This is a genomic window from Pseudomonas putida group bacterium ESBL64 (assembly GCF_045277175.1).
GTDB lineage: Bacteria > Pseudomonadota > Gammaproteobacteria > Pseudomonadales > Pseudomonadaceae > Aquipseudomonas > Aquipseudomonas alloputida.
In genome coordinates this window covers 4,806,841-4,833,678 of record NZ_CP145799.1, presented here as the reverse complement: position 1 = coordinate 4,833,678, position 26,838 = coordinate 4,806,841, and the positions used below count along the sequence as shown (strand labels likewise).

23 protein-coding genes are annotated in these 26,838 nt (G+C 62.3%); 12 read left to right on the top strand and 11 right to left on the bottom strand.

Annotation, left to right across the window (positions count from 1 at the left end):
* Positions 1-275: 275 nt before the first annotated feature.
* A complete protein-coding gene (locus V6093_RS21900) occupies positions 276-1,454 on the top strand; it encodes an acetyl-CoA C-acetyltransferase (protein WP_003251640.1) in 1,179 nt (392 codons plus the stop codon).
* A gap of 436 nt (positions 1,455-1,890) precedes the next feature.
* Here V6093_RS21900 and V6093_RS21895 read toward each other — a convergent pair whose 3' ends face one another.
* A complete protein-coding gene (locus tag V6093_RS21895) occupies positions 1,891-2,715 on the bottom strand; it encodes a 5-methyltetrahydropteroyltriglutamate--homocysteine methyltransferase (RefSeq protein WP_047604496.1) in 825 nt (274 codons plus the stop codon).
* Between the two features lie 229 nt (positions 2,716-2,944).
* Here V6093_RS21895 and V6093_RS21890 point away from each other — a divergent pair, with 229 nt between their 5' ends.
* On the top strand, positions 2,945-4,432 hold the full coding sequence (locus V6093_RS21890) for a methylenetetrahydrofolate reductase C-terminal domain-containing protein (RefSeq protein WP_047604355.1): 1,488 nt from the start codon (positions 2,945-2,947) through the stop codon (positions 4,430-4,432).
* Here the strand turns inward: V6093_RS21890 and yjiA are convergent.
* From yjiA to V6093_RS21875, 3 genes are all read right to left on the bottom strand, one after another.
* A complete protein-coding gene (gene yjiA, locus V6093_RS21885) occupies positions 4,392-5,369 on the bottom strand; it encodes a GTPase (protein WP_012053705.1) in 978 nt (325 codons plus the stop codon). The genes V6093_RS21890 and yjiA overlap by 41 nt on opposite strands.
* Positions 5,370-5,446: 77 nt before the next feature.
* Positions 5,447-5,644 carry a YbdD/YjiX family protein gene (locus V6093_RS21880; protein WP_003251633.1) on the bottom strand — a complete coding sequence of 66 codons (198 nt, stop codon included), beginning with the start codon at positions 5,642-5,644 and terminating at the stop codon, positions 5,447-5,449.
* 17 nt (positions 5,645-5,661) lie between these two features.
* Positions 5,662-7,728 (bottom strand): carbon starvation CstA family protein, encoded by a 2,067-nt coding sequence (locus tag V6093_RS21875; RefSeq protein WP_004577217.1) that lies wholly within the window; start codon positions 7,726-7,728, stop codon positions 5,662-5,664.
* A gap of 177 nt (positions 7,729-7,905) precedes the next feature.
* Between V6093_RS21875 and V6093_RS21870 the strand changes: the two genes are divergently transcribed.
* Positions 7,906-8,268, top strand: coding sequence for a PilZ domain-containing protein (locus V6093_RS21870; RefSeq protein ID WP_003251630.1), 363 nt, complete (start codon positions 7,906-7,908; stop codon positions 8,266-8,268).
* A gap of 263 nt (positions 8,269-8,531) precedes the next feature.
* Complete coding sequence (locus tag V6093_RS21865) at positions 8,532-10,049, top strand: nucleobase:cation symporter-2 family protein (protein ID WP_012053706.1); 1,518 nt, start codon at positions 8,532-8,534, stop codon at positions 10,047-10,049.
* A 35-nt stretch (positions 10,050-10,084) separates the two neighbouring features.
* On the opposite strand, the gene radA is transcribed toward V6093_RS21865, so the two are convergent.
* Entirely contained in the window at positions 10,085-11,455 is a 1,371-nt protein-coding gene (radA, locus tag V6093_RS21860) for a DNA repair protein RadA (RefSeq protein ID WP_003251626.1), read from the bottom strand.
* 176 nt (positions 11,456-11,631) lie between these two features.
* Between radA and mscL the strand changes: the two genes are divergently transcribed.
* Positions 11,632-12,051 carry a large-conductance mechanosensitive channel protein MscL gene (mscL, locus tag V6093_RS21855; protein WP_003251622.1) on the top strand — a complete coding sequence of 140 codons (420 nt, stop codon included), beginning with the start codon at positions 11,632-11,634 and terminating at the stop codon, positions 12,049-12,051.
* A 275-nt stretch (positions 12,052-12,326) separates the two neighbouring features.
* Here mscL and V6093_RS21850 read toward each other — a convergent pair whose 3' ends face one another.
* A complete protein-coding gene (locus tag V6093_RS21850; protein WP_003251619.1) occupies positions 12,327-13,103 on the bottom strand; it encodes a ferredoxin--NADP reductase in 777 nt (258 codons plus the stop codon).
* Positions 13,104-13,318: 215 nt separating this feature from the next.
* Here V6093_RS21850 and V6093_RS21845 point away from each other — a divergent pair, with 215 nt between their 5' ends.
* Together V6093_RS21845 and V6093_RS21840 are read left to right on the top strand one after the other, a co-directional pair.
* Positions 13,319-14,026, top strand: a complete 708-nt coding sequence (locus V6093_RS21845; RefSeq protein ID WP_265978944.1) for an autoinducer binding domain-containing protein — start codon at positions 13,319-13,321, stop codon at positions 14,024-14,026.
* A gap of 96 nt (positions 14,027-14,122) precedes the next feature.
* Entirely contained in the window at positions 14,123-15,247 is a 1,125-nt protein-coding gene (locus V6093_RS21840) for a methyltransferase (protein WP_003251615.1), read from the top strand.
* Positions 15,248-15,352: 105 nt separating this feature from the next.
* On the opposite strand, the gene V6093_RS21835 is transcribed toward V6093_RS21840, so the two are convergent.
* Genes V6093_RS21835 through V6093_RS21825 form a run of 3 tightly spaced genes read right to left on the bottom strand, consistent with a single transcriptional unit; the run spans position 15,353 to position 17,965 of the window.
* Positions 15,353-15,508: a DUF2474 domain-containing protein gene (locus tag V6093_RS21835; protein ID WP_003251614.1), complete on the bottom strand. Its 156-nt coding sequence runs from the start codon at positions 15,506-15,508 to the stop codon at positions 15,353-15,355.
* A gap of 9 nt (positions 15,509-15,517) precedes the next feature.
* Positions 15,518-16,525, bottom strand: coding sequence for a cytochrome d ubiquinol oxidase subunit II (gene cydB / locus V6093_RS21830; protein WP_003251612.1), 1,008 nt, complete (start codon positions 16,523-16,525; stop codon positions 15,518-15,520).
* A 3-nt stretch (positions 16,526-16,528) separates the two neighbouring features.
* Positions 16,529-17,965 (bottom strand): cytochrome ubiquinol oxidase subunit I, encoded by a 1,437-nt coding sequence (locus V6093_RS21825; RefSeq protein WP_003251610.1) that lies wholly within the window; start codon positions 17,963-17,965, stop codon positions 16,529-16,531.
* A 343-nt stretch (positions 17,966-18,308) separates the two neighbouring features.
* On the opposite strand from V6093_RS21825, the gene V6093_RS21820 reads away from it, so the two are divergent.
* The 3 genes from V6093_RS21820 (at position 18,309) to trmA (ending at position 22,136) form a co-directional block, all read left to right on the top strand.
* Positions 18,309-19,529, top strand: a complete 1,221-nt coding sequence (locus V6093_RS21820) for an MFS transporter (RefSeq protein WP_003251608.1) — start codon at positions 18,309-18,311, stop codon at positions 19,527-19,529.
* A gap of 229 nt (positions 19,530-19,758) precedes the next feature.
* Positions 19,759-21,054, top strand: coding sequence for an NCS2 family permease (locus V6093_RS21815; RefSeq protein ID WP_003251606.1), 1,296 nt, complete (start codon positions 19,759-19,761; stop codon positions 21,052-21,054).
* Positions 21,051-22,136, top strand: coding sequence for a tRNA (uridine(54)-C5)-methyltransferase TrmA (trmA, locus tag V6093_RS21810; RefSeq protein ID WP_019752543.1), 1,086 nt, complete (start codon positions 21,051-21,053; stop codon positions 22,134-22,136). Before V6093_RS21815 ends, trmA begins: the two co-directional genes overlap by 4 nt.
* 137 nt (positions 22,137-22,273) lie before the next feature.
* Here the strand turns inward: trmA and pcaG are convergent, their stop codons facing one another.
* Both pcaG and pcaH read right to left on the bottom strand, forming a co-directional pair.
* On the bottom strand, positions 22,274-22,879 hold the full coding sequence (gene pcaG, locus V6093_RS21805; protein WP_003251601.1) for a protocatechuate 3,4-dioxygenase subunit alpha: 606 nt from the start codon (positions 22,877-22,879) through the stop codon (positions 22,274-22,276).
* Positions 22,880-22,889: 10 nt separating this feature from the next.
* On the bottom strand, positions 22,890-23,609 hold the full coding sequence (gene pcaH / locus V6093_RS21800) for a protocatechuate 3,4-dioxygenase subunit beta (protein WP_003251597.1): 720 nt from the start codon (positions 23,607-23,609) through the stop codon (positions 22,890-22,892).
* Positions 23,610-23,808: 199 nt separating this feature from the next.
* On the opposite strand from pcaH, the gene V6093_RS21795 reads away from it, so the two are divergent.
* Positions 23,809-24,699 carry a neutral zinc metallopeptidase gene (locus V6093_RS21795; protein ID WP_003251596.1) on the top strand — a complete coding sequence of 297 codons (891 nt, stop codon included), beginning with the start codon at positions 23,809-23,811 and terminating at the stop codon, positions 24,697-24,699.
* A gap of 171 nt (positions 24,700-24,870) precedes the next feature.
* Entirely contained in the window at positions 24,871-26,790 is a 1,920-nt protein-coding gene (locus V6093_RS21790) for a methyl-accepting chemotaxis protein (RefSeq protein WP_265978941.1), read from the top strand.
* Positions 26,791-26,838: the final 48 nt, after the last annotated feature.

Below are 26,838 nucleotides of genomic sequence, written 5' to 3'. Positions count from 1 at the left end.
AGGAAAGCGCCGCTTGGGGCGATTCCGATTGATCAGAGGGTGAGACTACCCCCGCAGGTTATCCGACACATATTACGGGGTGATCAGAGGGATGCAAAACCAGAGTTCTTCTGTGCAGGAAGGACATGGCTGCTTGAAATCCAGATTGGCGGGTTAGAACGCCGGGCACCCATTGATTTGCTTTTCACATCAATCCGAAAGAAAAACAAACTTAACAAATAAGCCAAACCCGCCGATGCTGGCGGCACTACGCCCATTGCACGGAGAACAACAACATGAACGACGTGGTGATCGTCGCCGCAACCCGCACCGCCATCGGCAGCTTCCAGGGCGCCTTGGCCACTGTGCCTGCGGTCGACCTCGGCGCCGCCGTGATCAAGCAACTGCTGAAACAAACCGAGCTGGACCCGGCGCAGGTCGACGAAGTCATCCTCGGCCAAGTGCTCACTGCCGGTGCCGGTCAGAACCCGGCACGCCAGGCAGCGATCAAGGCTGGCCTGCCCTTCAGCGTACCGGCCCTGACCCTGAACAAGGTCTGCGGCTCGGGCCTCAAGGCCCTGCACCTGGCCGCCCAGGCGATCCGCTGTGGCGATGCCGAGGTGGTGATTGCCGGTGGCCAGGAGAACATGAGCCTTGCCCCCTACGTGATGCCCTCGGCCCGCACCGGCCAACGCATGGGCCATGGCCAACTGATCGACAGCATGATCACGGACGGCCTGTGGGATGCCTTCAATGACTACCACATGGGCATCACTGCCGAAAACCTGGTGGACAAGTATGGCCTCAGCCGTGAGCAGCAGGATGCCTTCGCTGCCGAATCGCAGCGCAAGGCAGTGGCAGCGATCGAGGCCGGCCGTTTCGACGCTGAAATCACCCCCATCGTGCTGCCGCAGAAAAAGGGCGAGCCCAAGGTTTTTGCCCGTGACGAGCAACCACGCCCGGACACCACCGCCGAGTCCCTGGCCAAACTGCGCCCGGCCTTCAAGAAGGACGGCAGCGTCACCGCAGGCAATGCCTCCAGCCTGAACGACGGCGCCGCCGCCGTGCTTTTGATGAGCGCAGCGAAGGCCAAGGCGTTGGGCCTGCCGGTGCTGGCGAAGATCGCCGCCTACGCCAGTGCCGGGGTAGACCCCGCGATCATGGGTATTGGTCCGGTTTCGGCGACCCAGCGTTGCCTGGACAAGGCCGGTTGGCAACTGGCCGAACTGGACCTGATCGAAGCCAACGAGGCCTTTGCCGCCCAGGCGCTGGCCGTGGGCAATGCGCTGGCATGGGATGCCGCGCGGGTTAACGTCAATGGAGGGGCGATTGCCCTGGGCCACCCGATTGGTGCTTCCGGGTGCAGGGTGCTGGTGACCCTGCTGCACGAGATGATCAAACGGGATGCCAAAAAAGGCCTGGCGACCTTGTGCATTGGTGGTGGGCAAGGGGTGGCGCTGGCCATCGAACGCTGATTGATTCAAGCAGGCCCGGCCTCTTCGCGGGTAAACCCGCGCCTACACTGATCGGTGGCTGACACACATCGGTGATCGGGCGCAGGCCGTTGTAGGAGCGGGTTTACCCGCGAAAGGGCCGGACCTGCTGGCCAATTTCCACCCGCTGTTCAATGTCGCAGCCGCGATCGTATTCGCGGGTAAACCCGCTCCTACACTGATCGGTGACGGACACACATCGGTGATATGGCGCAGGCCGTCGTAGGAGCGGGTTTACCCGCGAAAGGGCCGGGCCTGCTGGCCAATTTCCACCAACCGTTCACTGTTGCAGCCGCCATCGTATTCGCGGGTAAACCCGCTCCTACACTGATCGGTGACGAACACACATCGGTGATTGCGCGCAGGCCATTGTAGGAGCGGGTTTACCCGCGAAGAGGCCCGTACAGGCAGCAAATGATCAAGCCGCGACTCGGTCCTGCTCCAGCGAAGCGGCCAGCACCGCCACTTCCTGGCACTTCTGCACGGCCAGGTCCACTGGGCTTTCCAGCAACGAACAGGCCGGCGCCAACCACAGCCGCTCACCCAGGCGTTCATGGGCCTCGTGCAGCAGCCCCAGGGTCTTGCCCAGATCACAAGGCGAGGCGTTGCGACCATCGACCAGGCCCAGCGACAGTACCTTGTAGGCCGGCAGGCGGTCGAGAATGCTCTGGTACTGCTCGGGGGCCTGGACCAGATCGACGTGCAGGCCATCAACCGGCAGGTTGGCGGCCAGGCCGAGGTTGCCTTCCAGGCCACCGAAGTACGTGGCGATCAGCTTCTTCAACGGTGCGCGCTGAAGGATGTTGTAGACACGTTCATAGGCATTTTTCCAATCCTGGGGCAGGTCCTGGGCGAGGATGGGTTCATCGATCTGCACCCATTCAACGCCGTGGTCGGCCAGGCGGTTGAGGAGTTGGTCATACACGGGCAGCAGGCGGTCAAGCAGCTCCAGCTTGTCGAAGTCACCGCCCACGGTCTGGCCCTGCCACAGGTAGGTCAAGGGGCCGATCACCACCGGCTTGACTGCAAGGCCCAGGGCCTTGGCGTGCTCCACTTCTTCGAACAGTGGTTCCCAGTTCAGAACCAACGGCTGATCGCCTGCGCTAAGCACGTGGCTGTCCCAGGCGAAGTCGCCGACCGGCACCAGCTCGATGCCGGCGTCTTTCTGCACCTGCCAGTGGCGGGCACGCAGCTCGCGGTCACGGCCGATGTGTGGAAAGCCCAGGTTATGTGCCAGTGCCATGTCTTGTCCCTTCAGCATGCTTGAATGAATAAGGGGGATTCTCCGGCTGACGGGGTATTGAGACAAACTCATTAAATTTGAGATGAACCCAAGAAATCTTCATGATCATGCTGTCATGATCTTCGCGCCCCCATGTCTCATTCAGATCACCATCCTGCGCATCCGGACATGACCCGGCTCGCCTTCTGCCGCACAATGCCACCCTGACCAAACCAGGTGCCCGGCCAACATGAGCCTGCTGAAAACCGCCCTGCGCGAACAGAACTTCGTCTGTGTCATGGAGTTCGTCCCCAAGCCTTCCGCAGAACGCTTTGCCGCCATGGAAGCGATCATGGCCCGTGCGCACCTGTGCGGCTGGCCGATGACCGTGGCCATCGGTGATCGTGTCGGCAGCCCGCTGGACATGTCACCGCTGGACGCCCTCGCCTCGTTCAGCAACCCGGTGCCTGCCCTGCCGCATTTTTCAGGCAAGGATCGCGAACGCCACCACCTGCTCGCCCAACTGCAGCGCATGGACGCCGCCGGCCTCGACCAGCTGTTACTGCTGACTGGCGACCGCCTGCCCGGCCATGAACCTGGCCAGCGCCCGGTGCGTTATCTGGAATCGGTCGCCGCCCTGCAGGTTGCTCGCCAGGCCTGCCCGCACTGGCTGCTGGGCGCGGCGCTGAACCCGTTCAAGTACCACGAGGAAGAAGGCGGCGCCCAGTATTTCAAGGCCGAGAAAAAGCTGGCAGCGGGGGCTGACTTTCTCACCTTGCAACTGGGCTTCGATGCCGCCAAGCATCAGGAAGCCATACACTGGATGCGCCGCCAGGCCTCACCCAAGCCTATGCTGGCCTGCCTCATGAGCCTCACCCACGGGCGCGCGGCGATGCTCGACCACGTGGCCGGCGTGACTGTCACGCCCTCCATGCGCGACATGCTCGAAGCGGAAACGGCGCAGTCCAAGGCCTTTGCCCAGGCGCGCAGTGTTGACCGCCTGGCCTTGCAGATCATCGGTACAAAGCTGATGGGGTACGCCGGTGTGCACCTGTCAGGGGTTCACACACTCGAACAGTTGCTGGCCCTTGAGACCCGTATCGAGCACTGGCAATCCCAGGTTCAGTCCCTGGAGCAATGGGCACCGGCCTGGCACGCCAGCTGGCAGATGCCTGGCCTGCCGGCGGTGACCTTCCATCCGCCACAGGCTGGCTGGCGCCTGGACGAGTCACGGGTCGATGCCTCATTCAAGGAAAAAGCCCGCTATCACCTGATGCATGGCATGCATTCACTGCTGTTCAGCCGGCGCAACGGCCTGAGCAAGGCCTTCGGCTGGGCAGTGCGCCAGCCTCTGTGGGCAACACGCGCTGGCGCACACGTGCTGCACACGCTGGAGCGCAGTGTGAAGCGCCCGCTGGTGGGTTGCGACACCTGCGGCCGTTGCCGCCTGGAAGACACCTTGTATATCTGCCCGGAAACTTGCCCTAAAGGCCTGGCCAATGGCCCTTGCGGCGGAACCGCCCTGAATCGCTGCGAGTTCGGCGACCGCGAGTGCATCCACAGCGTCAAGTACCGCACTGCCAAAGCCGTGCGGCAAACCGCTGTGCTGACCGAGCGCCTGATCCCGTGCATCGAGGTCGAAACCCGCCACCGCAGCTCATGGCCGCAGTGGTTCGCAGGGCAGGCGCCGCAGCGGCTCAGCCCGCAGCCATTGCCTCGAAGCCAGCCCGAATCGTAGCCTCGGGCAGTTCATCGGCAATGAACACCATCACGCTCTCGCGCGCTTCGCCTGCAGCCCACTCGGCGTCCCAGTCGAAGCCATACAGCTTGAGCACGCCCTGAAACACCAGCTTGCGCTCCTCGCCGGCAATGTTCAGCACGCCCTTGTAGCGCAGCAGCTGTTTGCCGTGGGTTTCCAGCAGCTCGTTCATGAAGCTGCTGAGGCGGTCGATATCCAGCGGGGTTTCGGTACGCAGCACCATCGTGGAGATACGGTCCGGGGTGGCAGGCTTGAGCACGGGTTGCAACATCGGTTTCAGGTTCACCCCAAGGTCGGGGTTGAGGTTGAAACCGCGCACATCCAGTAGTTCAGCCAGGTCGATGCAGCCGTGTTCGACCACACGGATCGCCGCCCTGCTATTGATGCGGGCCAGGCGTTCGCGCAGGGCTTCAACCGCAGTTGGCTCGACCAGGTCGGTCTTGCTCAGCAGCAGACGATCGGCAAAGCCGACCTGGGCCTGAGCGATGGTCTGGGTCAGGTGCAGTTCGGCATGCGCGGCATCGACAAGGGTGATGATGCCGTCGAGGATGTAGCGCTCACGCAGCTCCTCGTCGATGAAGAACGTTTGCGCTACCGGCGCCGGGTCGGCCAGGCCGGTGCATTCGATCACCAGGCGATCGAAGGCGATTTCCCCTGCATCCAGGCGTTCAAGCAGCAGGTAAAGCGCGCGAGTCAGGTCGCCATGGATGCTGCAGCATACACAACCGTTGGCCAAGGTCATGACCTGCACCGGCTGGTCACCCAGCAGTTGGCTGTCGATGCCGGCCTCGCTGAATTCATTTTCGATCACGGCGAGCTTCAGGCCATGCTCGGCCTTGAGCATGTGCCTGAGCAAGGTGGTCTTGCCGGCACCGAGGAAGCCCGTGAGGACGGTTACGGGAATGGGCGTCTGCACGCAAAATACTCCTGAATCTGAAAATGACTGTGGGAGCCGGTTACCCAGGCTCCCACAGGTTTACACGTACCGCAGGCTCAACAGCACTTGGGCCCGGACTTGCCACCGTAGCGTGCTTCCTGGCGTTCGCGGAAGAACGCCTCGTAGCTCATCACCGGCTTGTCCGGATGCGTTTTCTGCATGTGTTCGACATAGTTGTCGTAGTCGGGCATGCCGACCATCAGGCGGGCTGCCTGCCCCAGGTATTTGCCCAGTCGACCCAAGTCGTTGAACATGATTGCAGTCCTCTCGATTACGCGTCAGGCAACGCCTGGAACGGGGTTTCCTTGTCGCTGCGTTCTTTGCGGCCCAAGGCGGCGTAGCCGACCTTGATGGCGAAGAACAGAATGCTGAAGACCACCAGCAGGAACAAGATCGTCAGGCCCGCGTTGGTGTAGGCGTTGAAGATCACGTGCTGCATTTGCCCGATGTCCTTGGCCGGGGCCAGTACCTGGCCGGCGTCCAGCGCAGTGCTGTACTTCTTGGCCAGGGCCAGGAAGCCGACAGCCGGGTTGGGGTCGAACAGCTTGATCAGGCCTGCAGCCGTGGTGCAGATCAGCAGCCATACGGCCGGCAGCAGGGTGACCCAGATGTAGCGCTGACGCTTCATCTTGATCAGCACCACAGTACCGAGCATCAAGGCGATACCGGCCAGCATCTGGTTGGAGATACCAAACAGCGGCCACAGGGTGTTGATGCCACCCAGCGGGTCGATGACGCCCTGGTACAGCAGATAGCCCCAGAGTGCCACGCAGCCAGCAGTGGCAAGCAGGTTGGCCCCCCACGATTCAGTGCGTTTGAGTGCAGGCACGAAGCTGCCCAGCAGGTCCTGCAACATGAAGCGCCCGGCACGGGTACCAGCGTCTACCGCAGTGAGGATGAACAGCGCCTCGAACAAGATTGCGAAGTGGTACCAGAAGGCCATGGTGTTTTCACCTGGCAACACCTGGTGCAGGATCTGCGCGATACCGACCGCCAGGGTGGGCGCACCGCCGGCACGGGCCAGAATGGTGTGCTCGCCGATGTCACGGGCAACGGCTTCGAGCTGCTCAGGTGTAATCAGGAAGCCCCAACTGCTGACGGTCTGCGCCACCGACGCGACATCGGTACCGACCACTGCAGCCGGGCTGTTCATGGCGAAGTACACGCCCGGTTCGATCACCGAGGCCGCAACCATGGCCATGATGGCGACGAACGATTCCATCAGCATGCCGCCGTAGCCGATATAGCGGGCGTTGGTTTCGTTATCCAGCAGCTTGGGGGTGGTCCCCGAGGAAATCAGCGCGTGGAAGCCGGACACCGCACCACAGGCAATGGTGATGAACAGGAACGGGAACAGGGTACCCTTCCACACCGGGCCCGTACCGTCGGTGAACTGGGTCAGCGCCGGCATTTTCAGCTCGGGAGCGATGATCAGGATACCGATGGCCAGGCCAAGGATCGTGCCGATCTTGAGGAAGGTCGACAGGTAGTCACGCGGCGCCAGCACCAGCCACACTGGCAGCACGGCGGCGACAAAACCGTAGCCCACCAGCATCCAGGTGATCTGCACGCCGGTGAACGTGAACGCCGGGCCCCACACCGGGTCCGCAGCGATCACGCCCCCCAGCCAGATCGAGGCCAGCAGCAGTACCACGCCAACGACCGAGATTTCGCCAATACGGCCCGGACGGATGTAGCGCATGTAGATGCCCATGAACATCGCGATCGGGATGGTCGCCATCACCGTGAACATGCCCCAAGGGCTTTCAGCCAGGGCCTTGACCACGATCAGTGCCAGCACCGCGAGGATGATGATCATGATCAGGAAGCAGCCAAACAGGGCGATGGTGCCCGGGATTCTGCCCATTTCCTCGCGCACCATGTCGCCCAGCGAGCGCCCATTGCGGCGGGTAGACAGGAACAGGACCATGAAGTCCTGCACCGCACCGGCCAGCACCACGCCGGCAATCAGCCACAGCGTGCCGGGCAGGTAACCCATTTGCGCGGCGAGCACCGGACCCACCAGTGGGCCAGCGCCGGCGATGGCGGCGAAGTGGTGACCGAAAAGAATGTGTTTGTTGGTAGGGACGTAGTCCAGGCCATCATTGTTGAGCACCGCCGGGGTGGCACGGCGCGGGTCGAGTTGCATCACCTTGGTGGCGATGAACAGGCTGTAGTAACGATAGGCGACCAGGTAGATGGCCACTGCCGCGACCACGATCCACAAGGCGTTGATCGCCTCGCCGCGACGCAGGGCAACCACACCCAGTGCGCAGGCACCTATGACTGCCAGCGCCAGCCACGGAATATGGCGTAGCAGGCTATTATTGTTGTTCATGGTTAGCTTCCAGCTGGTGGATTGGAAAGACCGCCCACCGAGTCTAGGGCCAGTCAAGCGGCATTGCCACACTTGCTTTGTTCTAGAGCCTCTGCGGCCTGATTGCAGTACCTGATGCACATGCAACTCTAACTATAGTCAGGATGACACCTGATGACCTATTCGAGGATCCAAGCCATGAGCGATCATGACGAACGCCGCCGCTTTCAACGCATCGACTTCGATGCCCCCATCGAGCTGCGCCAGGGGCTGAAACGCTGGCCTGCAAAACTGCTGGACCTTTCACTCAAAGGCTTGCTGATCGAACGCCCCGCAGGCTGGGATGCCGACCTGACTCAGGACTTCGACGCCATCATCGAGCTGAACGAGGATGCCCGTGTGCAGATGCAGGTCGAACTGCGCCACGAAGAACCGGACCGCCTGGGCTTCATCTGCCTGTACATCGACCTCGACTCGATGAGCCATTTGCACCGTCTTGTGGAATTGAACGTGGCTGACAGCACCGAAATGATGCGTGAGCTGCGCGAACTCATCGAATAATAAAATCTCTTAGCTAGCTAATAGCCTTCCCGCCTGGTGTTTCTTGTCTACCCAGACAGCTTTAAGCCTGGGTAGCGATGCTTTGTACACACCCTTCTAATACAGCTTCTGCCAAGTTGGTACGCCTTCTGCATTGGGTTTTAACACACCCTGCGGCCGGATCTGTTCGCGCTCCGATCAAAATATTGTATACAATTTTTGTGGCAATCATTTGTAGGAAGTGTCTACAGTAGCGGCACAACAATAAACAGAGAGCCTGCTCCATGACTACGTCCCCTAGCACGTCTCCCGCCAAGCGACCCGAGGATGAAAACCTCGGCCTTGGTGCCAATCTGGCCTATGGTCTGCAGCATGTGCTGACCATGTATGGTGGGATCGTCGCAGTACCCCTGATCCTGGGGCAGGCCGCGGGCCTGAATGGTGCCGAAATCGGCATGCTGATCGCCGCCTCGCTGTTCGCCGGTGGCCTTGCCACCCTGCTGCAGACCCTTGGCCTGCCGTTCTTCGGTTGCCAGTTGCCACTCGTGCAAGGCGTGTCGTTCGCCGGTGTGGCGACCATGGGTGCGATCCTGAGCAGCGAGGGGGGCGGTGGCCTGCCTGGGGTGCTCGGCGCGGTCATGGCTGCGTCGCTGATCGGCTTTCTGATCACACCGGTGTTCTCGCGCATCACCAAGTTCTTCCCGCCGCTGGTGACCGGTATCGTCATCACCACCATCGGCCTGACCCTGATGCCGGTTGCCGCACGCTGGGTAATGGGTGGCAACAGCGCCTCGCCGGAGTTCGGCAGCGTGGCCAACATCGGCCTGGCCGGGCTGACCTTCGCCATCGTGCTGCTGCTGAGCAAGCTTGGCAGCGCAACCATCTCACGCCTGTCGATCCTGCTGGCCATGGTGGTCGGCACGCTGATCGCCTGGGCATTGGGCATGACCGATTTCAGCAAGGTCAGCGAAGGCCCGATGTTCGCCTTCCCCACGCCTTTCCACTTTGGCATGCCGGAGTTCCACATCGCCGCGATCCTGTCGATGTGTATCGTGATCATGGTCACCCTGGTGGAAACGTCGGCCGATATCCTCGCCGTGGGTGAGATCATCGACACCAAGGTGGACTCCAAGCGCCTGGGCAACGGCCTGCGCGCCGACATGGCATCGAGCATCCTGGCGCCGATTTTCGGTTCTTTCACCCAGAGCGCGTTCGCCCAGAACGTTGGCCTGGTGGCCGTGACCGGGGTCAAGAGCCGCTACGTGGTGGCTACCGGCGGCGTGATTCTGGTGGTACTCGGCCTGCTGCCAGTCATGGGCCGGGTGATTGCCGCCGTGCCTACCCCGGTACTGGGCGGCGCCGGTATCGTGCTGTTCGGCACCGTGGCGGCCAGCGGTATCCGCACCCTGTCCAAGGTCAGCTACAAGAACAACGTCAACCTGATCATCGTCGCGGCCTCGCTGGGCTTCGGCATGATCCCGATTGCCGCGCCGACCTTCTACCACCACTTCCCGAACTGGTTCGAGACCATCTTCCACTCCGGCATCAGCTCGGCGGCGATCATGGCCATCCTGCTGAACCTGATCTTCAACCACTTCACCACCGGCAACTCGGAAAACCAGTCAGTGTTCGCTGCAGCCTACGAGCGGACCATCCAGTATTCGGACATTTCCGCGCTGCGTGATGGGGACTACTTCAAAGATGGCAAGCTGTTCGATGCCGAAGGTAACGAAGTGCCGATGCTGGAACTGGACGAGCATGGCAATGAAACGGTCAGGCGCACGGCCGTTGCCGAACACTGACTGATTGCAGGAGCGAGCTTGCTCGCTCCTGCACACTATTCGAACAATGCATCCAGCGCCTGTTCCAGGCGGGTAACGGCAATCACCTGCAAACCCGCAGGCGCTTCTTTCGGCGCATTGCCCTTGGGTACGATGGCACGCTTGAAGCCGTGCTTGGCCGCTTCCTTCAAGCGCTCCTGACCACTGGGCACCGGCCGTACCTCGCCCGACAAGCCAATCTCGCCAAACACCAGCAAACCGTGGGCCAGTGGCCGGTTACGCAAGCTGGACATCACCGCCGCCAGCAGCGCCAGGTCCGAAGCCGTTTCCAGCACCTTCACCCCGCCGACCACGTTGAGAAACACATCCTGGTCATGGGTCGGGATACCGCCATGGCGGTGGAGCACCGCCAACAACATGGCCAGGCGGTTCTGGTCCAGGCCCAAGGTTACCCGCCGCGGGTTGGCCAGATGGCTATCGTCGACCAGCGCCTGCACCTCGACCAGCATTGGCCGGGTACCCTCCCAGGTTGCCATCACCACGCTACCCGGCACCTCTTCCTGAGTACGGTTGAGGAAGATCGCCGACGGGTTGGATACCTCCTTGAGGCCACGATCGGTCATGCCGAACACGCCCAGCTCGTTGACCGCGCCAAAGCGGTTCTTGACCGCCCGCAGCAAGCGCAGCCGGCCATCGGACTCACCTTCGAAATACAGCACCGTGTCGACCATGTGCTCCAGCACCCTTGGGCCAGCCAGCGAGCCTTCCTTGGTCACGTGGCCGACCAGAAAGATTGCCGTACCGCTTTGCTTGGCATAGCGCACCAGCAACGCTGTGCTTTCGCGCACCTGGGCCACGCCGCCCGGGGCCGATTGCAACTGCTCGGTGAAAATGGTCTGGATCGAGTCGATCACCATTACCCGCGGCTTCTCGACCCGCGCTGTGGCAATGATCGTCTCGATGCAGGTTTCGGTCATCACCTTGAGCTGGTCCTGGGGTAGGCCCAGCCGCCGCGAGCGCATGGCCACCTGCTGCTGCGACTCCTCCCCCGTGACATACAGTGCCGGCATGCCCACGGCGATGTTGCACAAGGTCTGTAGCAAAATGGTCGACTTGCCGATGCCGGGGTCACCGCCAATCAGCACCACCGAGCCATCCACCAAGCCGCCACCCAGCACGCGGTCCAGTTCGGTGCTGCTGGTCGTGAAACGCGGGATTTCCTCGACACTGACTTCGGCCAGGGTCTTGATCTGCGCCTGCTGCCCTGTCCAGCCAGCGCGGCCGCTACTGGGTGCAGCAGCGCCGCCGCTTTCGATCATGGTTTCGACCAGGGTGTTCCAGGCCCCGCATTCGCCGCACTGGCCGGCCCATTTGGGGAAGGTCGCGCCGCATTCGGTGCAGCCATACAAGCGCTTGGCCTTGGCCATGGGTGGGGTCTCCTGGAAAAATTCGCCATGATAACTGAGCAGGACGTGTCTCGAACGCCTCGAGATGCGACAAAACTATTCGTTCTAACTGCAGTCAGTAGCCCTGAACACAACGCATGAAGCGTTTAAGTGGCTTACACTGCGTTAACCTCACCTTTTGTTACAAGGAACCAAACATGGGCGTGCTCAACGAGTTCAAGGCTTTCGCAGTCAAAGGCAATGTCGTCGACATGGCGGTCGGTATCATCATCGGCGCGGCCTTCGGCAAGATCGTCTCGTCCTTCGTCGGCGACGTGATCATGCCGCCACTGGGCCTGCTGATCGGTGGCGTCGACTTCAGCGACCTGGCCATTACCCTGAAGGCTGCCGAAGGTGACGTGCCAGCGGTGGTGCTGGCGTATGGCAAGTTCATCCAGACCGTGATCGACTTCGTGATCGTGGCCTTTGCCATTTTCATGGGCGTGAAGGCGATCAACAAGCTCAAACGTGAAGAAGCCGTGGCGCCGACTACGCCGCCTGTGCCTTCGGCTGAAGAGACGCTGCTGACCGAAATCCGCGATTTGCTCAAGACGCAGAACCAGAACCGCCTGCCCTGAAATTGCCGGGGGCGCTGTAGGAGCGGGCATGCTGGCGAAGAATCCAGTGCGGTGGATGGCACCGGCTTCGCCGGTGTTCGCGGGTAAACCCGCTCCTACACGGCGGCCTGTGTCCAACCTCCGATGTGTGTCCACCACCAATCCGGTGTAGGAGCGGGTTTACCCGCGAATACGGTGGCGGCAGCAACGGTGAACGGCGGGTGGAGATTGGCCACCAGGCCCGGCCCTTTCGCGGGTAAACCCGCGCCTACAGGCCCGCAACGGCCGCAATGGACTTACCAGTAGTTCTCGACTGCCACCTGCCCCGGCCGCTTGCTCAGGCTCAATTGCAGGTCGCGCGCCTTGAGGACCTTGCGGGTTTCGTCGATCATTTCCGGGTTGCCGCACAGCATCACACGAGAATGCTCCGGCGACAGTTCAAGCCCTGCCGCCCTCTCCAGCTCGCCATTCTCGATCAACGTCGTAATCCGCTGATTCAACGCCCCAGGGTGTTGTTCACGGGTCACCACGGGAATGAACTGCAACTTGCCCGCGTACTCGGCCAGATAATCGCGCTGTTCCAGCCCGGCAATTTCATCCACATAGGCCAGCTCCTTCGCTTCGCGCACTGAATACACCAGCTTGATGCTGTCGAAGCGCTCCCAGGCCTCGAAGTCCTGGAGGATCGACATGAATGGCGCAATGCCGGTACCGGTAGCCAGCAGCCACAGGTCACGACCACCGACGAAGCGGTCGAGGGTGAGGAAACCGAACGCCTGTCGGTCGATCAGCAACGTATCGCCTGCACCCAAACGGCTCAGCTCACTGGTGAACTCACCACCTGGCACCACGATGGAAAAGAAATCCAGGTGCTCGTCATGGGGGGCGCTGACCATGGAATAGGCGCGCCACACCACACTCCCATCGGCCTTGGTCACACCTAGCCGGGCGAATTGGCCGGAACGGAAGCGGAACCCCGCATCGCGCGTAACCCGCAGGCTGAAGAGGTTCGGCGTCAGTGGCTGAACATCAAGCAGTGTCTGGCGAGTGAACTTTTCGGCGCTAGCGGTCATATCGGGCTCCAAGGTTGGCGTGTGCACAGTGTCGCCTAAAGTGGCCAGGATAAAAACCACCGCTTTGTAGGGCCTCATCAAGGGTGATCGTGCCGAACTCGCAGAAAATCCTGTTCGCTATAACAAAAAAATCCCAACAAGATGGTAGGTCTTTTCCTACAATCATCCGGGTACTCAAACGGATTGGATCCTGTGCACCCGAAGGAGTGTTTCAGATGCTTCACTGGAAACCCGAGTATCTTCATGCGTTCGTCAGCGAACGCAGCCCGCAGAAGCTATTCGACATTGCAGTCCATCTGGCTCAGGACCTGGACATGGATTACCTTGGGCTGAACATCCGCATTCAGATCGCTACGCAAACGCCAAGGCTGTACCTCTACAGCAACTACCCAAGTGAGTGGATCGAGCGCTACCAGCGCGACGACTTCTACAAGCAGGACCCGGCAGCGAACCTGAGTCACAGCTCGACGATGCCGGTGCTGTGGACCGATGACCTGTACAAGGAAGCCCCGCAATTTCGCGAAGTGGCCTGCCTGCATGGCTTGCGCCACGGCTGGACACAGTCGCTTCACGATCAGCAGCACAACGAGAGCCAGATCAGTGTCGCTCGGCCAAACGGCCACATCGATATGCTCGAACTGTACGACAAAGCCGGCAGTGTGCAGTGGCTGTGCCACACCCTTCACGCGGTACTGGGCGAGCACCACCTGAACGCGCTATGCCCACCCCAGCCGAAAATGAGCGAGCGCGAACTGGAAGTGCTGAAATGGTCTGCCGCCGGCAAGACCGCTGCCGATGTTGCCTCCATCCTCTCGCTGTCGCAAAGCACGGTCAATTTCCATATCCGCAGCGTGATCACCAAGACCAACGCAGCCAACAAGGCCGGAGCCATTGCCATTGCCGCCTTGCGTGGCTGGATCTGATCTTCGAACCTGCGACCTCGGGCAAAGCCCTGTAGAATCGCCCGGCAAAGCCCGGAGCGAACCGCAACGGGCAGTTTCGTACCCGAGCCAGACGCCATGCCCCTGTTGACCACCCCCTACGCCGAACTCGACCTGATCCGCCAGCCGGAGCAGGCCAACGACCCGTTGCAGGCCTTCGATGCCGCCGACGAGTACCTGCTTGCGCAGCTACACGATCAGGCACCCGACGCCAATTGCCGGGTCCTGGTGCTCAATGACAGCTTCGGTGCCTTGGCCGCAAGCCTTGCGGGCCAGCTGCAGGTGGTCAGCAGCGGTGACTCGCACCTGGGGCACCTGGCCCTGGAAAAGAACCTGGCGCGCAATGGCCTGCCGTTCGACAGTGTGCCGTTCGTACCGGCCAGCGAACACTGGCAAGGCCCGTTCGACCGGGTGCTGGTGCGTGTACCCAAGACCTTGGCCCTGCTCGAAGAACAACTGATCCGCCTGCAAGGCCAGCTGGCACCCGGTGCGCAGGTGATTGCTGGGGCAATGATCAAGCACCTGCCACGGGCGGCCGGCGACCTGATGGAGAAGTACATCGGCCCCGTACAGGCTTCGCTGGCACTGAAAAAGGCCCGTTTGCTGACAGCAACGGTTGCCGAGCGGCCGCTCGCCAAGTCCCCCTATCCCAGCTGCTACCGCCTCGACGCGCCGGCACTTGACTTGGTCAACCACGCCAACGTGTTCTGCCGTGAAGGCCTGGATATCGGGACGCGGGCGTTCCTCCCGCATCTACCACGCGACCTTGGCCGTGCGCGGGTGGCAGACCTGGGCTGCGGCAACGGCGTACTCGCGATCGCCAGCGCCCTGGCCAACCCGGATGCCGAGTACACCCTGGTCGACGAGTCGTACATGGCAGTGCAATCGGCGCAGGAGAACTGGCTGGCAGCGTTGGGCGAGCGCCCGGCGACCTTCTTCGCGGCCGATGGCCTGGCCGGGCTGGAGAAGCAGTCGCTGGACGTGGTGCTGTGCAACCCGCCGTTCCATCAACAGCAGGTAGTGGGCGATTTCCTCGCCTGGCGCATGTTCCAGCAGGCGCGTGAAGCGCTGGTGGTAGGTGGGGCGCTGTACATCGTGGGTAACCGGCACCTGGGCTATCACAGCAAGCTGGCGCGGTTGTTCCGGGGGGTGGAGCAGGTGGCGGCAACGCCCAAGTTCGTCATTCTGAAAGCCCGCAAGTAGGCGCGCCACCGCCCCCGTAGGAGCGGGCTTGCCCGCGAACACCGGCAACGCCGGTGCCATCTAGCGCGTTGCCTGCTTCGCGGGCAAGCCCGCTGCCGCTCTTTATCAATGTGTGGTCAGGCCCGCCGCCCCCATGAACAGCCGCATCACCCAGGCCGCCACACCCAGCGCTGCGACGCTCATTGCCCAGATCAGCAACAGCCAGCCCAGTCGCTGCCACAGCGGTTTCTTGTCTTCCAAACCATGTTTGCCAGCCATCATGCGGCCCTCCTAGTGGTAGCCGTCTTCGTGGGTGACCTTGCCGCGGAACACATAGTAGCTCCAGAAGGTATACATCAGGATAAACGGCAGGATGAACAGGGTACCCACCAGCATGAAGCCCTGGCTTTGCGGTGGCGCTGCGGCATCCCAGATCGAAATCGACGGCGGGATGATGTTAGGCCACAGGCTGATTCCCAAGCCGCTGTAGCCAAGGAAGATCAGTACCAGCGTGAGCAGGAACGGCGTGTAGTGCGCGTTGCGTGCCACCGCTTTGAGCAACCCGTAGAAGGTCACCAGCACCAGCAGCGGTACCGGCATGAACCAGATCAGGTTGGGCATGCTGAACCAGCGGTCGGCAATCTGCGGGTAGGCGATGGGCGTCCACAGGCTGACGATACCGATCACCACCAGCAGCACCAGCGCCAGCGGCCGGGCCATATCGTGCATCTTCTGCTGCAGCGGCCCTTCGGTCTTCATGATCAGCCAGGTGCAACCCAGCAAGGTGTAGGCCACGATCAACCCCAGCCCGCAGAACAGGCTGAATGGTGTCAGCCAGTCCAGGGTGCCACCGGCAAAATGCCGGTCGACAACCTTGAACCCCTCCAGGAACGCGCCCAGCGCCACACCCTGGAAGAAGGTGGCGATCAGCGAACCCCAGATAAAAGCCTTGTCCCAGATGTGCCGCTTGTCGGCCTTGGCCTTGAAGCGGAACTCGAAGGCCACGCCTCGGAAAATCAGGCCGATCAGCATCAGGATCAGGGGCAGGTACAGGGCCTCGAGGACCACGGCATACGCCATCGGGAAGGCACCGAACAGTCCGGCACCGCCCAGGATCAACCAGGTTTCGTTGCCGTCCCATACCGGCGCGACAGTGTTCATCATGACATCACGGTCCTGCTCGCCCTTGACGAAGGGGAAGAGCATGCCGATCCCCAGGTCGAATCCGTCCATCACCACGTACATCATGACGCCGAAGATGATGATCACGGCCCAGATCAGTGGAAGGTCGATACCCATGGTTCAGTTCCCCTCGTTCAGGCTGGCAGAGGTGGCCTCGCGGCCATCATCGGCGGCGGACAAAGGCCGTGCCGGCGTGCGTTTCTGGCCTGGGCCTCCCGGTGTGTGCTCGTCACCCTCGCCGGTCTGCGGCCCTTTGCGTACCAGGCGCATCATGTAGCCAAGGCCGGTGCCAAACAGGGCGAAGTACACCACCACGAACGCCACAAGGGTGAAGCCGAGCTGGGCGTAGCTGTGGTTGGAAACACCGTCCGCCGTGCGCATCAGGCCGTACACCACCCAGGGCTGGCGGCCAATTTCGGTGGTGAACCACCCGGCCAGCAGCGCGACCAGCCCCGATGGGCCCATCCACAGGGCCACATGCAGGAACGGGCGTGAACTGTACAGCGTGCCGCGTTTGCGCAACCACAGGCTCCACAGGCCAACGAAGATCATCAGGAAACCAAGCCCGACCATGATCCGGAACGACCAGAACACAATGGTCGAATTAGGCCGGTCCTCAGGCGGGAACTCCTTCATCGCCGGCACCTGCTGGTCCAGGCTGTGAGTCAGGATCAGGCTGCCGAGCGCCGGGATCTCGATCTTGAACCGGGTAGTCTCGGCCTCCATGTCGGGAATGCCGAACAGGATCAGCGGCGTCGGCTCACCGGGCACGTTCTCCCAGTGGCCTTCGATCGCGGCAATTTTCACCGGCTGGTGCTTGAGGGTATTGAGGCCGTGGAAATCGCCGATCACTGCCTGAATCGGGGCGACGATCAGTGCCATCCACATGGCCATCGACAGCATCTTGCGCACGGCCGGGTTGTCACGCCCGCGCAGCAGGTGCCAGGCCGCCGAGGCACCGACGAAGAACGCGGTGGACACGAACGCGGCAGTGGCCATGTGCATCAGGCGGTAGGGGAAGGAGGGGTTGAACACCACCGCAAACCAGTCCACCGGCACCACCCGACCATCGATGATCTCGTGACCTTGCGGGGTTTGCATCCAGCTGTTCGAGGCGAGAATCCAGAAGGTCGAGACCAGCGTACCGAGCGCTACCATCACCGTGGAGAAGAAGTGCAGACCACGGCCGACGCGGTTCCAGCCAAACAGCATGACGCCCAGGAAGCCGGCTTCGAGGAAGAACGCAGTCAGTACTTCGTAGGTGAGCAGCGGGCCGGTGACGGCGCCGGCAAAGTCGGAGAAGCGGCTCCAGTTGGTGCCGAACTGGTAGGCCATGACCAGGCCGGAGACGACGCCCATGCCGAAGTTGACGGCGAAGATCTTCGACCAGAAGTGATAGAGGTCACGGTAGACCTGGTTGTGGGTCCGCAGCCATAGGCCTTCGAGGACTGCCAGGTAGCTGGCCAGGCCAATGGTGATGGCCGGGAACAGGATGTGGAACGACACGGTAAAGGCAAACTGCATTCGGGCGAGCTCTAAGGCTTCTATTCCGAACATGGTGCTTCCTCTTCAGATAATCCGGCGGCCGGGCTTGTGGCCCCGTCGCCCACTGCCCCCACTGGGTCGAGTACGGCGTGTTTGAATTGTTCTGTTCGATCGCAGGGATTCCGGCCAGGCGGCCATTTCATTGATCTGGAACGATTGACCCAGATCAATTAATGCTAGGAAGCATAGTCCCGAATGGCCCGGTGGGCCGTGTGGTGGATTGCCGCGTGACCTGTTGCCTCACCCTCTTTAATTAACAGTGGAAAAGTGCCGACCCGAGCAAACAGTAACCGTTTGTTACAAACAGGTGATACGCTGCGCACCCCCTCTACTGCGCCGAGGCCCCTGGTTTCCGATGTCCGATTCCGCACCGCAGTTGTTGCGTCACCATCGTCCTTTTTTGGCCTTCTGGCTGGCCCGCGTGTTCACCGCCAGCGGCTTCCAGATGCTCACCGTGGCCATCGGCTGGCACCTCTACCAATTGACCGGCAACGTCCTGGACCTGGGCCTGGTCGGCCTGGTCGAGTTCGCCCCACGGGTGCTGTTCATGCTGCACACCGGCCATGTCGCCGACCGCTATGACAGGCGCAAGGTCGCCGCCCTGTGCCAAAGCCTTCAGGGGCTGATTGCCCTGGCGCTGGCAGTGGGCAGTGCCACCGACAACGTCACCCGCGAACTGATCTTTGCCCTGGCCTTCCTGCTCGGCGCCACCCGCTCATTCGAAATGCCGGCAACCCAGGCGCTGCTGCCCAACGTGGTACCGGCCGGGCTGTTCCCGCGGGCAGTGGCGGCGTCGGCCTCGGCCACCCAGTCGGCGACCATCGTGGCGCCGGCGGTGGGCGGCTTTCTGTATGCCTTTGGCAGCATGTGGGTGTATGGCCCGACGGTGGCCCTGTACGCCATTGCCTGCGTGCTGACCCTGAGCCTGCAGGCGCACGGCCAGGTCGCCCAGCGCGGACGCGCCAGCATCGAATCGCTGCTGGCTGGCATCCGTTTCATTCGCAGCCGGCCCGACATCCTCGGCGCCATCTCGCTGGACCTGTTCGCCGTATTGTTGGGCGGGGCCACCGCGTTGCTGCCGGTATTTGCCAAAGACATCCTGCTGACCGGTCCGATGGGGCTTGGCCTGTTGCGCTCGGCGCCAGCGGTGGGGGCGTTGCTGATGTCGCTCTGGCTGGCGCGCTTCCCGTTCCAGCGCAACGTCGGGCGGACGATGTTCACTGCGGTCGGCGTGTTCGGCGTGGCAACCATCGCCTTCGGCCTGTCGACCTCGTTCTGGTTCTCGCTGGCGGTACTGGTGGTACTGGGTGCGGCAGACATGATCAGCATGGTCATTCGCAGTTCGTTCGTGCAGCTGGAGACACCGGATGAAATGCGTGGGCGGGTGAGCGCAGTGAACGGCTTGTTCATCGGTGCCTCGAACCAGCTCGGTGAGTTCGAATCGGGGGTGACCGCGCACTGGTTTGGTACAGTGCCGGCGGTAGTGCTGGGCGGGGTGGGCACCTTGGTGGTGACCGGGGTGTGGATAAAACTGTTCCCTACCCTGGCCAAGCGGGATCGGTTGCATAACGGGTAATGCGTCACCCGTGCCGGCCTGTTCGCGGGCAAGCCCGCGCCTGCAGGGGACGTTACCCGCGCAGGGCCAGAAAAACCCATTCCCCAACGGCCATAGGCCCCCGCCATGCATGCTGGTATCATGCGCGGCTTTTTTCCTCCCCACACAAAACCACAGCATCCGGTACGGTCTGTGCTTTGCTGATGGGGTCGATACATTCATGGCGCCGGGGGCGCCTTGGGGAGCGGGCATGCTGGAAAGGCTGTTTCAACTAAGAGCACACAACACCAACGTGCGCACCGAGATTCTCGCGGGCGTCACCACCTTCCTGGCCATGGCCTACATCCTGTTCGTCAACCCGAGCATCCTCGGCGAGACCGGCATGGACAAAGGCGCGATCTTCGTTGCCACCTGCCTGGCAGCGGCCATCGGCTCCGCCACCATGGGCCTGATTGCCAACTACCCGATCGCCCTGGCACCGGGCATGGGCCTGAACGCGTTCTTCACCTACACCGTGGTGCTGCACATGGGCCACACCTGGCAGGTGGCACTGGGTGCCGTGTTCCTGTCGGCGGTGATGTTCTTCCTGCTGTCGATCTTCCGCATCCGCGAGTGGATCGTGAACAGCATCCCGCTGCCGCTGCGTTCGGCGATTGCCGCCGGTATCGGCCTGTTCCTGGCACTGATCGCCCTGCATAACGCCGGTATCGTCGTCGATAACCCAGCCACTTTGGTGGGCATGGGCGACCTCAAGCAGCCGTCGGTGATTCTCGCCACACTGGGCTTCTTCCTGATCGTCGGCCTTGAGTCGCTGAAAGTGCGCGGCGCGGTGCTGATCGGCATCCTGGCCGTCACCGTCGCGTCGATCGCCATGGGCGTCACGCCGTTCGGCGGGATCGTGTCGATGCCACCTTCGCTGGCACCCACCTTCCTGCAGCTGGACATCGCCGGTGCCCTCGATGTGGGCCTGATCAGCGTGATCTTCGCGTTCCTGTTCGTCGACCTGTTCGACAACTCCGGCACCCTGATCGCCGTGGCCAAGCGCGCAGGCCTGATGGGCAAGGACGGCCACATGCCGAAGATGGGCCGCGCCCTGATCGCCGACAGCACCGCCGCCATGGCCGGCTCCCTGCTGGGCACCTCGACCACCACCAGCTATATCGAGTCCGCTGCGGGTGTGAGCGCCGGTGGCCGCACCGGCCTGACGGCCATCGTGGTTGCCGTGCTGTTCCTGCTGGCGCTGTTCTTCGCCCCCCTGGCCGGCAGCGTGCCGGCGTTCGCCACCGCTCCGGCACTGCTGTTCGTCGCGGTGCTGATGGCCTCGGGCCTGGCGGAAATAAACTGGGACGACGTCACCGAAGCCGCACCGGTGGTGGTAACTGCCTTGGCCATGCCGCTGACGTACTCGATCGCCAATGGTATCGCCTTCGGCTTCATCGCCTGGACCGCCGTCAAACTGATTTCCGGCCGCCGTCGCGACCTGAACCCGGCCCTGGTGATCCTTTCCATCCTGTTCGTCATCAAGCTAGGCTGGTTCAACGCATGAGTGCTGCTTTCGACCCCTCCTCCTACGCCACCCAACTGGACGCCAAGGTGGCCCGGCTGCGCGAGCTGCTGGCGCCGTTCGGTGCGCCGGAACCGGCTGTTTTCGACTCGCCACGCGAGCATTACCGCCTGCGCGCCGAGTTCCGCCTGTGGCGCGAGGATGGCCAGCGCCACTACGCCATGTTCGCCCCGGGCGAGAAGCACAAGGCAATCCTGATCGACGATTTCCCCATTGCCAGCGAACGCATCAACGCGTTGATGCCACGCCTGAAGGCAGCCTGGCAGGCCAGCGAAGAACTGGGCAACCGCCTGTTCCAGGTGGAGTTCCTCACCACCCTGGCTGGCGATGCGATGATCACGATGTGCTATCACCGCCCGCTGGACGAGGCCTGGGAAGTGGAAGCACGGCAACTGGCTGAAGCGCTGGGGGTGAGCGTCATCGGCCGTTCCAAGGGCAAGCGCCTGGTTATCGGCCGCGACTACGCGGTGGAAAAACTCGATGTGGCTGGCCGCGTGTTCAGTTACCGCCAGCCGGAGGGTGCGTTCACTCAGCCCAACGGCGCAGTGAACCAGAAGATGCTCAGCTGGGCCTTCGAGGCCATGGGCGAGCGTGAGGATGACTTGCTGGAGCTGTATTGCGGCAACGGCAACTTCACCCTGCCGCTGGCCACGCGTGTACGCCAGGTGCTGGCCACCGAAATCAGCAAGACGTCGGTCAATGCCGCACTGAGCAACCTTGACGAAAACGCTGTGGATAACGTGCGGCTGGTACGCTTGTCGGCAGAGGAGCTGACCCAGGCACTGAATGAGGTGCGGCCGTTCCGTCGCCTGGAAGGCATCGACCTGAAGAGTTATCAGTTCGGTACCGTGTTCGTCGACCCACCGCGTGCGGGGATGGACCCGGATACCTGCGAGCTGACCCGGCGTTTCGAGCGCATCCTGTACATCTCGTGCAACCCGGAAACGCTGGCAGCGAACATTGCCCAGTTGCAGGACACCCACCGCATCGAGCGCTGTGCATTGTTTGACCAGTTCCCGTATACCCACCATATGGAGAGTGGGGTTCTGCTGGTTCGGCGCTGATCGTTGTATTGCCGGGGCTGCTTTGCAGCCCATTCGCGGGCAAGCCCGCTCCTACATTGATCGGCGTCGGCGTACGCAGATCGTTGTAGGAGCGGGCTTGCCCGCGAATGGGCCGCAGAGCGGCCCCAAGCGTCACCTCAGAAGTCGAAGAAAACGGTCTCCCCTTCCCCCTGAATACGGATATCAAAGCGGTACGCCGTCTTCCCATCCACTTCGCAACGCTTGGCAATCAAGGTTTCACGCCGCTGCGGCTGCTCGATCAGGTTGAGCACCGGGCACTTGGCATTGGCCTGGGCCTCATCATCGAAATACAGGCGCGTGTGCAGGTGGATGTTGATGCCACGGGCAAACAAGCTGATGTTGATGTGCGGCGCCATCGGCACGCCCGCAGCGTTGTTCACCACACCCGGCTTGACCGTGTGCAGCGTCCACTCACCGGCATCGAAGGTCGTGGCGGTGCGGCCGAAGCTGTTGAAGGCGTTTTCCAGGTTGTAGGCATCCTGGTACTCGCCGTTGGCGTCGGCCTGCCACACTTCCAGGAACGAGTCGCGCACCAGGTGGCCGTTACCGTCATACACCTGGCCGAGCAGCAGAATGTGCTCGCCTGGTGCGTCTGGCTTGGCCAGGCGGTTCCAGATTTCCTGATCGCGGGTCGGGTTGCCGGCCGCTTCCAGGGCCAGGCCGATGTGCACATAGGGGCCGGCAGTCTGCGAAGGGGTTTCCGGCAGCAGTTCGATTGGCATGGCGGGGTCCTCAGCAGTTTTCGAAGTGGGTCTTGCGCTGGCCGCGCAGCACGATGTCGAAGCGATAGGCCAGGCAGTCCATCGGGTTGGCGTTGCTCATGTCGAGCTTGGCGATCAACTGCTGCACGGCTTGCGGGTTGGCGATCGACTTGACGATCGGGCACATCGGAATCAGCGGGTCACCTTCGAAGTACAGCTGGGTGATCAACTTGGTGGCGATCGATGGGCCGCTGATGGCGAAGTGGATATGCGCCGGGCGCCAGTCGTTCGGGCCGTTGCGCCATGGGTACGGGCCCGGCTTGATGGTGCGGAAGCTGTAGTAGCCGTCACGGTCGGTCAGGCACCGGCCAACACCACCGAAGTTCGGGTCCAGCGGCGCCAGGTAGCGGTCGTTCTTGTGGCGATAGCGGCCGCCGGCGTTGGCTTGCCACATCTCCACCAAGGTGTTCGGCACAGGCTTGCCGTACTGGTCGACGACACGGCCGGCAACGATGATGCGCTCGCCGATTGGCAGGCCACCGTTATTGAAGTTCAGCAGCAGGTCATGGTCATGGGCGCCGAAGCCCAGGTGGGAAAAATCCGGACCAGTGGTTTCGCTGATCGACTGCGGAATACTGACCAGTGCCTGGCGCGGCGAGCGGGCAATGGACGTCTTGTAGTCAGGCGTAAGGGCTTTGGGGTGCCAGTTGCGATCACGGATCACGAAGCGGCTGTTGTCCTGGGCGGGCATGCCGGTTTCCTCTCTTGGAATTATGAGAACGCCTGAGTGTGGCAGGCGGACTTACAGTTTCCGGCAGGTCGCGGGCGATGAACATTGAAATCGACCCCTTGATACATAACTAAATGGTTATGGATAAACACCTCGGCCTGACAGGTTCCACCTTCGTGAACTAATCTTTGTCTTCTTGTTTCACGCTCGGAGAGCATTCATGGAATGGCGAAAAGGCCGACGCAGCGACAACGTGGTCGATGCCCGAGGCGAAGGTGGCGGCGGCGGCATGCGTTTCGGCGGCGGCAAGGGGCTGGGGCTTGGGGCAATCCTGCTGATCGTCGGCATCGGCTGGCTCACCGGGCAGGACCCGTTGCAGATTCTTGGCCAGCTTGCCGGGCAGATGGAGCAGCAACAACAGCAGACGGCGCCCAGTGGTGCGGGCGGCAAGGCGCCACCGGCCAACGACCAGCAAGCCGAGTTCGTCGCCTCGGTTCTGGGTGACACCGAAGACACCTGGAAAGCCCTGTTCGCCGAGGCCGGCAAACAATACCGTGACCCCAAACTGGTCCTGTTCAGCGGCCAGGTCAATTCGGCCTGCGGATTTGCCTCGGCAGCGGTTGGGCCGTTCTATTGCCCGGCGGACCAGCGGGTGTACCTGGACATGTCGTTCTTCCGTGAAATGGAAACCCGCTTCGCTGCAGCTGGCGACTTCGCCCAGGCCTACGTGATCGCCCATGAAATCGGTCACCATGTGCAGACACTGCTGGGCGTTTCGGCCAAGGTCGACGCCGCACGACGCGCCGGCCAGCGCATGGAGGGCGACAACGGCCTGTTGGTGCGCCAGGAGTTGCAGGCCGACTGTCTGGCCGGGGTATGGGCATACCAGGCGCAGAAACGCCTGAACTGGCTGGAGCCAGGCGATGTCGAGGAAGCGCTGAATGCGGCCAATGCCATTGGCGACGACCGCCTGCAGCAGCAAAGCCGCGGGCGCGTAGTGCCAGACTCGTTCACCCACGGTACCTCGGCGCAGCGGGTGCGCTGGTTCAAGGCCGGGTTTGCCGAAGGTGAAGTGAACCGCTGCGACACCTTCAGTGCACGCACCCTCTGATACCCGGTGCAACAGGGACCGAGTGAGACCGCTTGCTGACATTTTGCTGAAAAAGCGTTTCAGCTTCCCCAATCATGGCCGATAACCCCTGCACGAATCAGCGGGCATCCAGAACAAAAACGCCTGGCGATCGAAGATCAAGAGAGCGAAATCAACTTCTGGAGAGCGTGCATGAACAGCTGGTTCGCCAACATCAGCGTCAACCTTAAACTCGGCCTGGGCTTCGGCCTGGTGCTGGTCCTCACTGGCCTGCTGGCCCTCACCGGCTGGACCAGCCTGGGCAGCCTGATCGACCGTAGCAACTGGATGGGCGATATTGGCCAGTTGAACAAGGACCTCACCGATCTGCGCATTGCGCGCCTGCAGTACATGATCGCCAACGGCGACGATACCGCCGCCGCCAACACCCTGGCCAAGCTGGACGCATTCAGCAAGCAGCAGGCCTACCTGGCCACCACCTTCAAAAGCCCGGAGAACGTCAAGCTGCTGGGTGAGCTTGGCGATACCATCAGCGCCTACAAGCTGTCGCTGAACAAGATGCGCCAGGGCTACGACGCCACCCGCGCAGCGCGCGTTTCCATGGACAGCTCGGCCATCCGCGCCGACCAGGCCATGGATGCGCTCAGCCAGGAGGTGATGGCTCGCCCCGAGGCTGACAGTGCGCGCCTGGCCCAGTACCAGCTGATCAGCAAGGCCCGCCAGCAATTGCTGCAGGTACGCATCGATGTGCGTGGCTACATCGCCGAGAACAGCAGCGCCAACGAGCAGGCCGCCCTGCGCCAGCTGGATGCAGCACTGGCCGATATCGACAACCTCAAGCGCCAGCTGCCTAGCGAAGACGCGCGCCTGCAACAGTTCGAAAACGCAGTACTGGCCTATCGTGACGCCGTACGCCAGTTCCGCGACGCGGTTGCCAACATCACCACCTCGCGCGCCGAAATGACCGTGCAGGGTGCCGACATCGTCAAGCGCAGCGACGCGTTGTACCAGATCCAGCTAGAGCGCCGTGACATCGAGAGTACCCAGGCCCGCAGCCTGCAGGCCATCGCCACACTGCTGGCGCTGCTGGTCGGCGTGCTGGCGGCGGTGCTGATCACCCGCCAGATCACGCGCCCGTTGCAAGACACCCTGGTGGCCGTGGAAAAAATCGCCAGTGGCGACCTTACCCAGCACATGCGCGTCACCCGCCGTGACGAACTGGGCGTGCTGCAGCAAGGCATCGCGCGCATGGGCACCACCCTGCGCGAGCTGATCAGCGGCATCCGCGATGGCGTCACCCAGATTGCCAGCGCCGCCGAAGAGCTGTCGGCAGTCACCGAACAGACCAGCGCGGGCGCCAACAGCCAGAAAGTCGAGACCGACCAGGTGGCCACCGCCATGCACGAAATGGCCGCTACCGTTCAGGAAGTGGCGCGCAATGCCGAGCAGGCCTCACATGCAGCTACAGGTGCCGATGACGAAGCCCGTGCCGGCGACCGCGTGGTGGGCGAAGCGATTGGCCAGATCGAACGCCTGGCCGAAGACATGCACCGTTCCACCGAGGCCATGAACCTGCTGCAGCAGGAAAGCCAGAAAATTGGTAGCGTGATGGACGTGATCAAGTCGGTGGCCGAACAGACCAACCTGCTGGCGCTCAACGCAGCGATCGAGGCGGCGCGTGCCGGCGAGGCAGGCCGTGGCTTTGCCGTGGTTGCCGACGAAGTGCGCGGCCTGGCCCAGCGCACGCAGAAGTCTACCGAAGAGATCGAAGAACTGATTGCCAGCCTGCAGCACGGTACCCAGCAAGTAGCGAATGCCATGCAGGGCAGCCGTACCCTGACCGACAGCAGCGTCGAACTGGCGCGAAAGGCCGGGTCATCGCTGGAGAGCATTACCAGTACGGTATCGAGCATCCAGTCGATGAACCAGCAGATTGCTGCGGCGGCAGAGCAGCAGAGTGCGGTGGCTGAAGAGATCAGCCGAAGCATCCTGAATGTGCGTGATGTGTCAGAGCAAACCGCAGCAGCCAGTGACGAGACGGCAGCGTCGAGTGTGGAGCTGGCGCGGTTGGGTGGGCAGTTGCAGACACTGGTCAGCCAGTTCCGCGTCTGACCTTTGGAACCTGGGGCCGCTTTGCGGCCCTTTCACGACACAAGGCCC

What these genes read in the sequence shown, in the direction of transcription:
- cydB (WP_003251612.1), bottom strand. Translation starts at nt 16,525, where the DNA reads ATGGGTATCGACCTTCCACTGATCTGGGCCGTGATCATCATCTTCGGC.
- V6093_RS21880 (WP_003251633.1), bottom strand. Translation starts at nt 5,644, where the DNA reads ATGTTCAACGACTTGGGTCGACTGGGCAAATACCTGGGGCAGGCAGCC.
- V6093_RS21875 (WP_004577217.1), bottom strand. Translation starts at nt 7,728, where the DNA reads ATGAACAACAATAATAGCCTGCTACGCCATATTCCGTGGCTGGCGCTG.
- radA (WP_003251626.1), bottom strand. Translation starts at nt 11,455, where the DNA reads ATGGCCAAGGCCAAGCGCTTGTATGGCTGCACCGAATGCGGCGCGACC.
- trmA (WP_019752543.1), top strand. Translation starts at nt 21,051, where the DNA reads ATGAGTGCTGCTTTCGACCCCTCCTCCTACGCCACCCAACTGGACGCC.
- V6093_RS21870 (WP_003251630.1), top strand. Translation starts at nt 7,906, where the DNA reads ATGAGCGATCATGACGAACGCCGCCGCTTTCAACGCATCGACTTCGAT.
- pcaG (WP_003251601.1), bottom strand. Translation starts at nt 22,879, where the DNA reads ATGCCAATCGAACTGCTGCCGGAAACCCCTTCGCAGACTGCCGGCCCC.
- V6093_RS21900 (WP_003251640.1), top strand. Translation starts at nt 276, where the DNA reads ATGAACGACGTGGTGATCGTCGCCGCAACCCGCACCGCCATCGGCAGC.
- V6093_RS21835 (WP_003251614.1), bottom strand. Translation starts at nt 15,508, where the DNA reads ATGATGGCTGGCAAACATGGTTTGGAAGACAAGAAACCGCTGTGGCAG.
- mscL (WP_003251622.1), top strand. Translation starts at nt 11,632, where the DNA reads ATGGGCGTGCTCAACGAGTTCAAGGCTTTCGCAGTCAAAGGCAATGTC.
- V6093_RS21820 (WP_003251608.1), top strand. Translation starts at nt 18,309, where the DNA reads ATGTCCGATTCCGCACCGCAGTTGTTGCGTCACCATCGTCCTTTTTTG.
- pcaH (WP_003251597.1), bottom strand. Translation starts at nt 23,609, where the DNA reads ATGCCCGCCCAGGACAACAGCCGCTTCGTGATCCGTGATCGCAACTGG.
- V6093_RS21895 (WP_047604496.1), bottom strand. Translation starts at nt 2,715, where the DNA reads ATGGCACTGGCACATAACCTGGGCTTTCCACACATCGGCCGTGACCGC.
- V6093_RS21865 (WP_012053706.1), top strand. Translation starts at nt 8,532, where the DNA reads ATGACTACGTCCCCTAGCACGTCTCCCGCCAAGCGACCCGAGGATGAA.
- V6093_RS21890 (WP_047604355.1), top strand. Translation starts at nt 2,945, where the DNA reads ATGAGCCTGCTGAAAACCGCCCTGCGCGAACAGAACTTCGTCTGTGTC.
- V6093_RS21840 (WP_003251615.1), top strand. Translation starts at nt 14,123, where the DNA reads ATGCCCCTGTTGACCACCCCCTACGCCGAACTCGACCTGATCCGCCAG.
- V6093_RS21850 (WP_003251619.1), bottom strand. Translation starts at nt 13,103, where the DNA reads ATGACCGCTAGCGCCGAAAAGTTCACTCGCCAGACACTGCTTGATGTT.
- V6093_RS21795 (WP_003251596.1), top strand. Translation starts at nt 23,809, where the DNA reads ATGGAATGGCGAAAAGGCCGACGCAGCGACAACGTGGTCGATGCCCGA.
- V6093_RS21825 (WP_003251610.1), bottom strand. Translation starts at nt 17,965, where the DNA reads ATGTTCGGAATAGAAGCCTTAGAGCTCGCCCGAATGCAGTTTGCCTTT.
- V6093_RS21815 (WP_003251606.1), top strand. Translation starts at nt 19,759, where the DNA reads ATGCTGGAAAGGCTGTTTCAACTAAGAGCACACAACACCAACGTGCGC.
- V6093_RS21790 (WP_265978941.1), top strand. Translation starts at nt 24,871, where the DNA reads ATGAACAGCTGGTTCGCCAACATCAGCGTCAACCTTAAACTCGGCCTG.
- V6093_RS21845 (WP_265978944.1), top strand. Translation starts at nt 13,319, where the DNA reads ATGCTTCACTGGAAACCCGAGTATCTTCATGCGTTCGTCAGCGAACGC.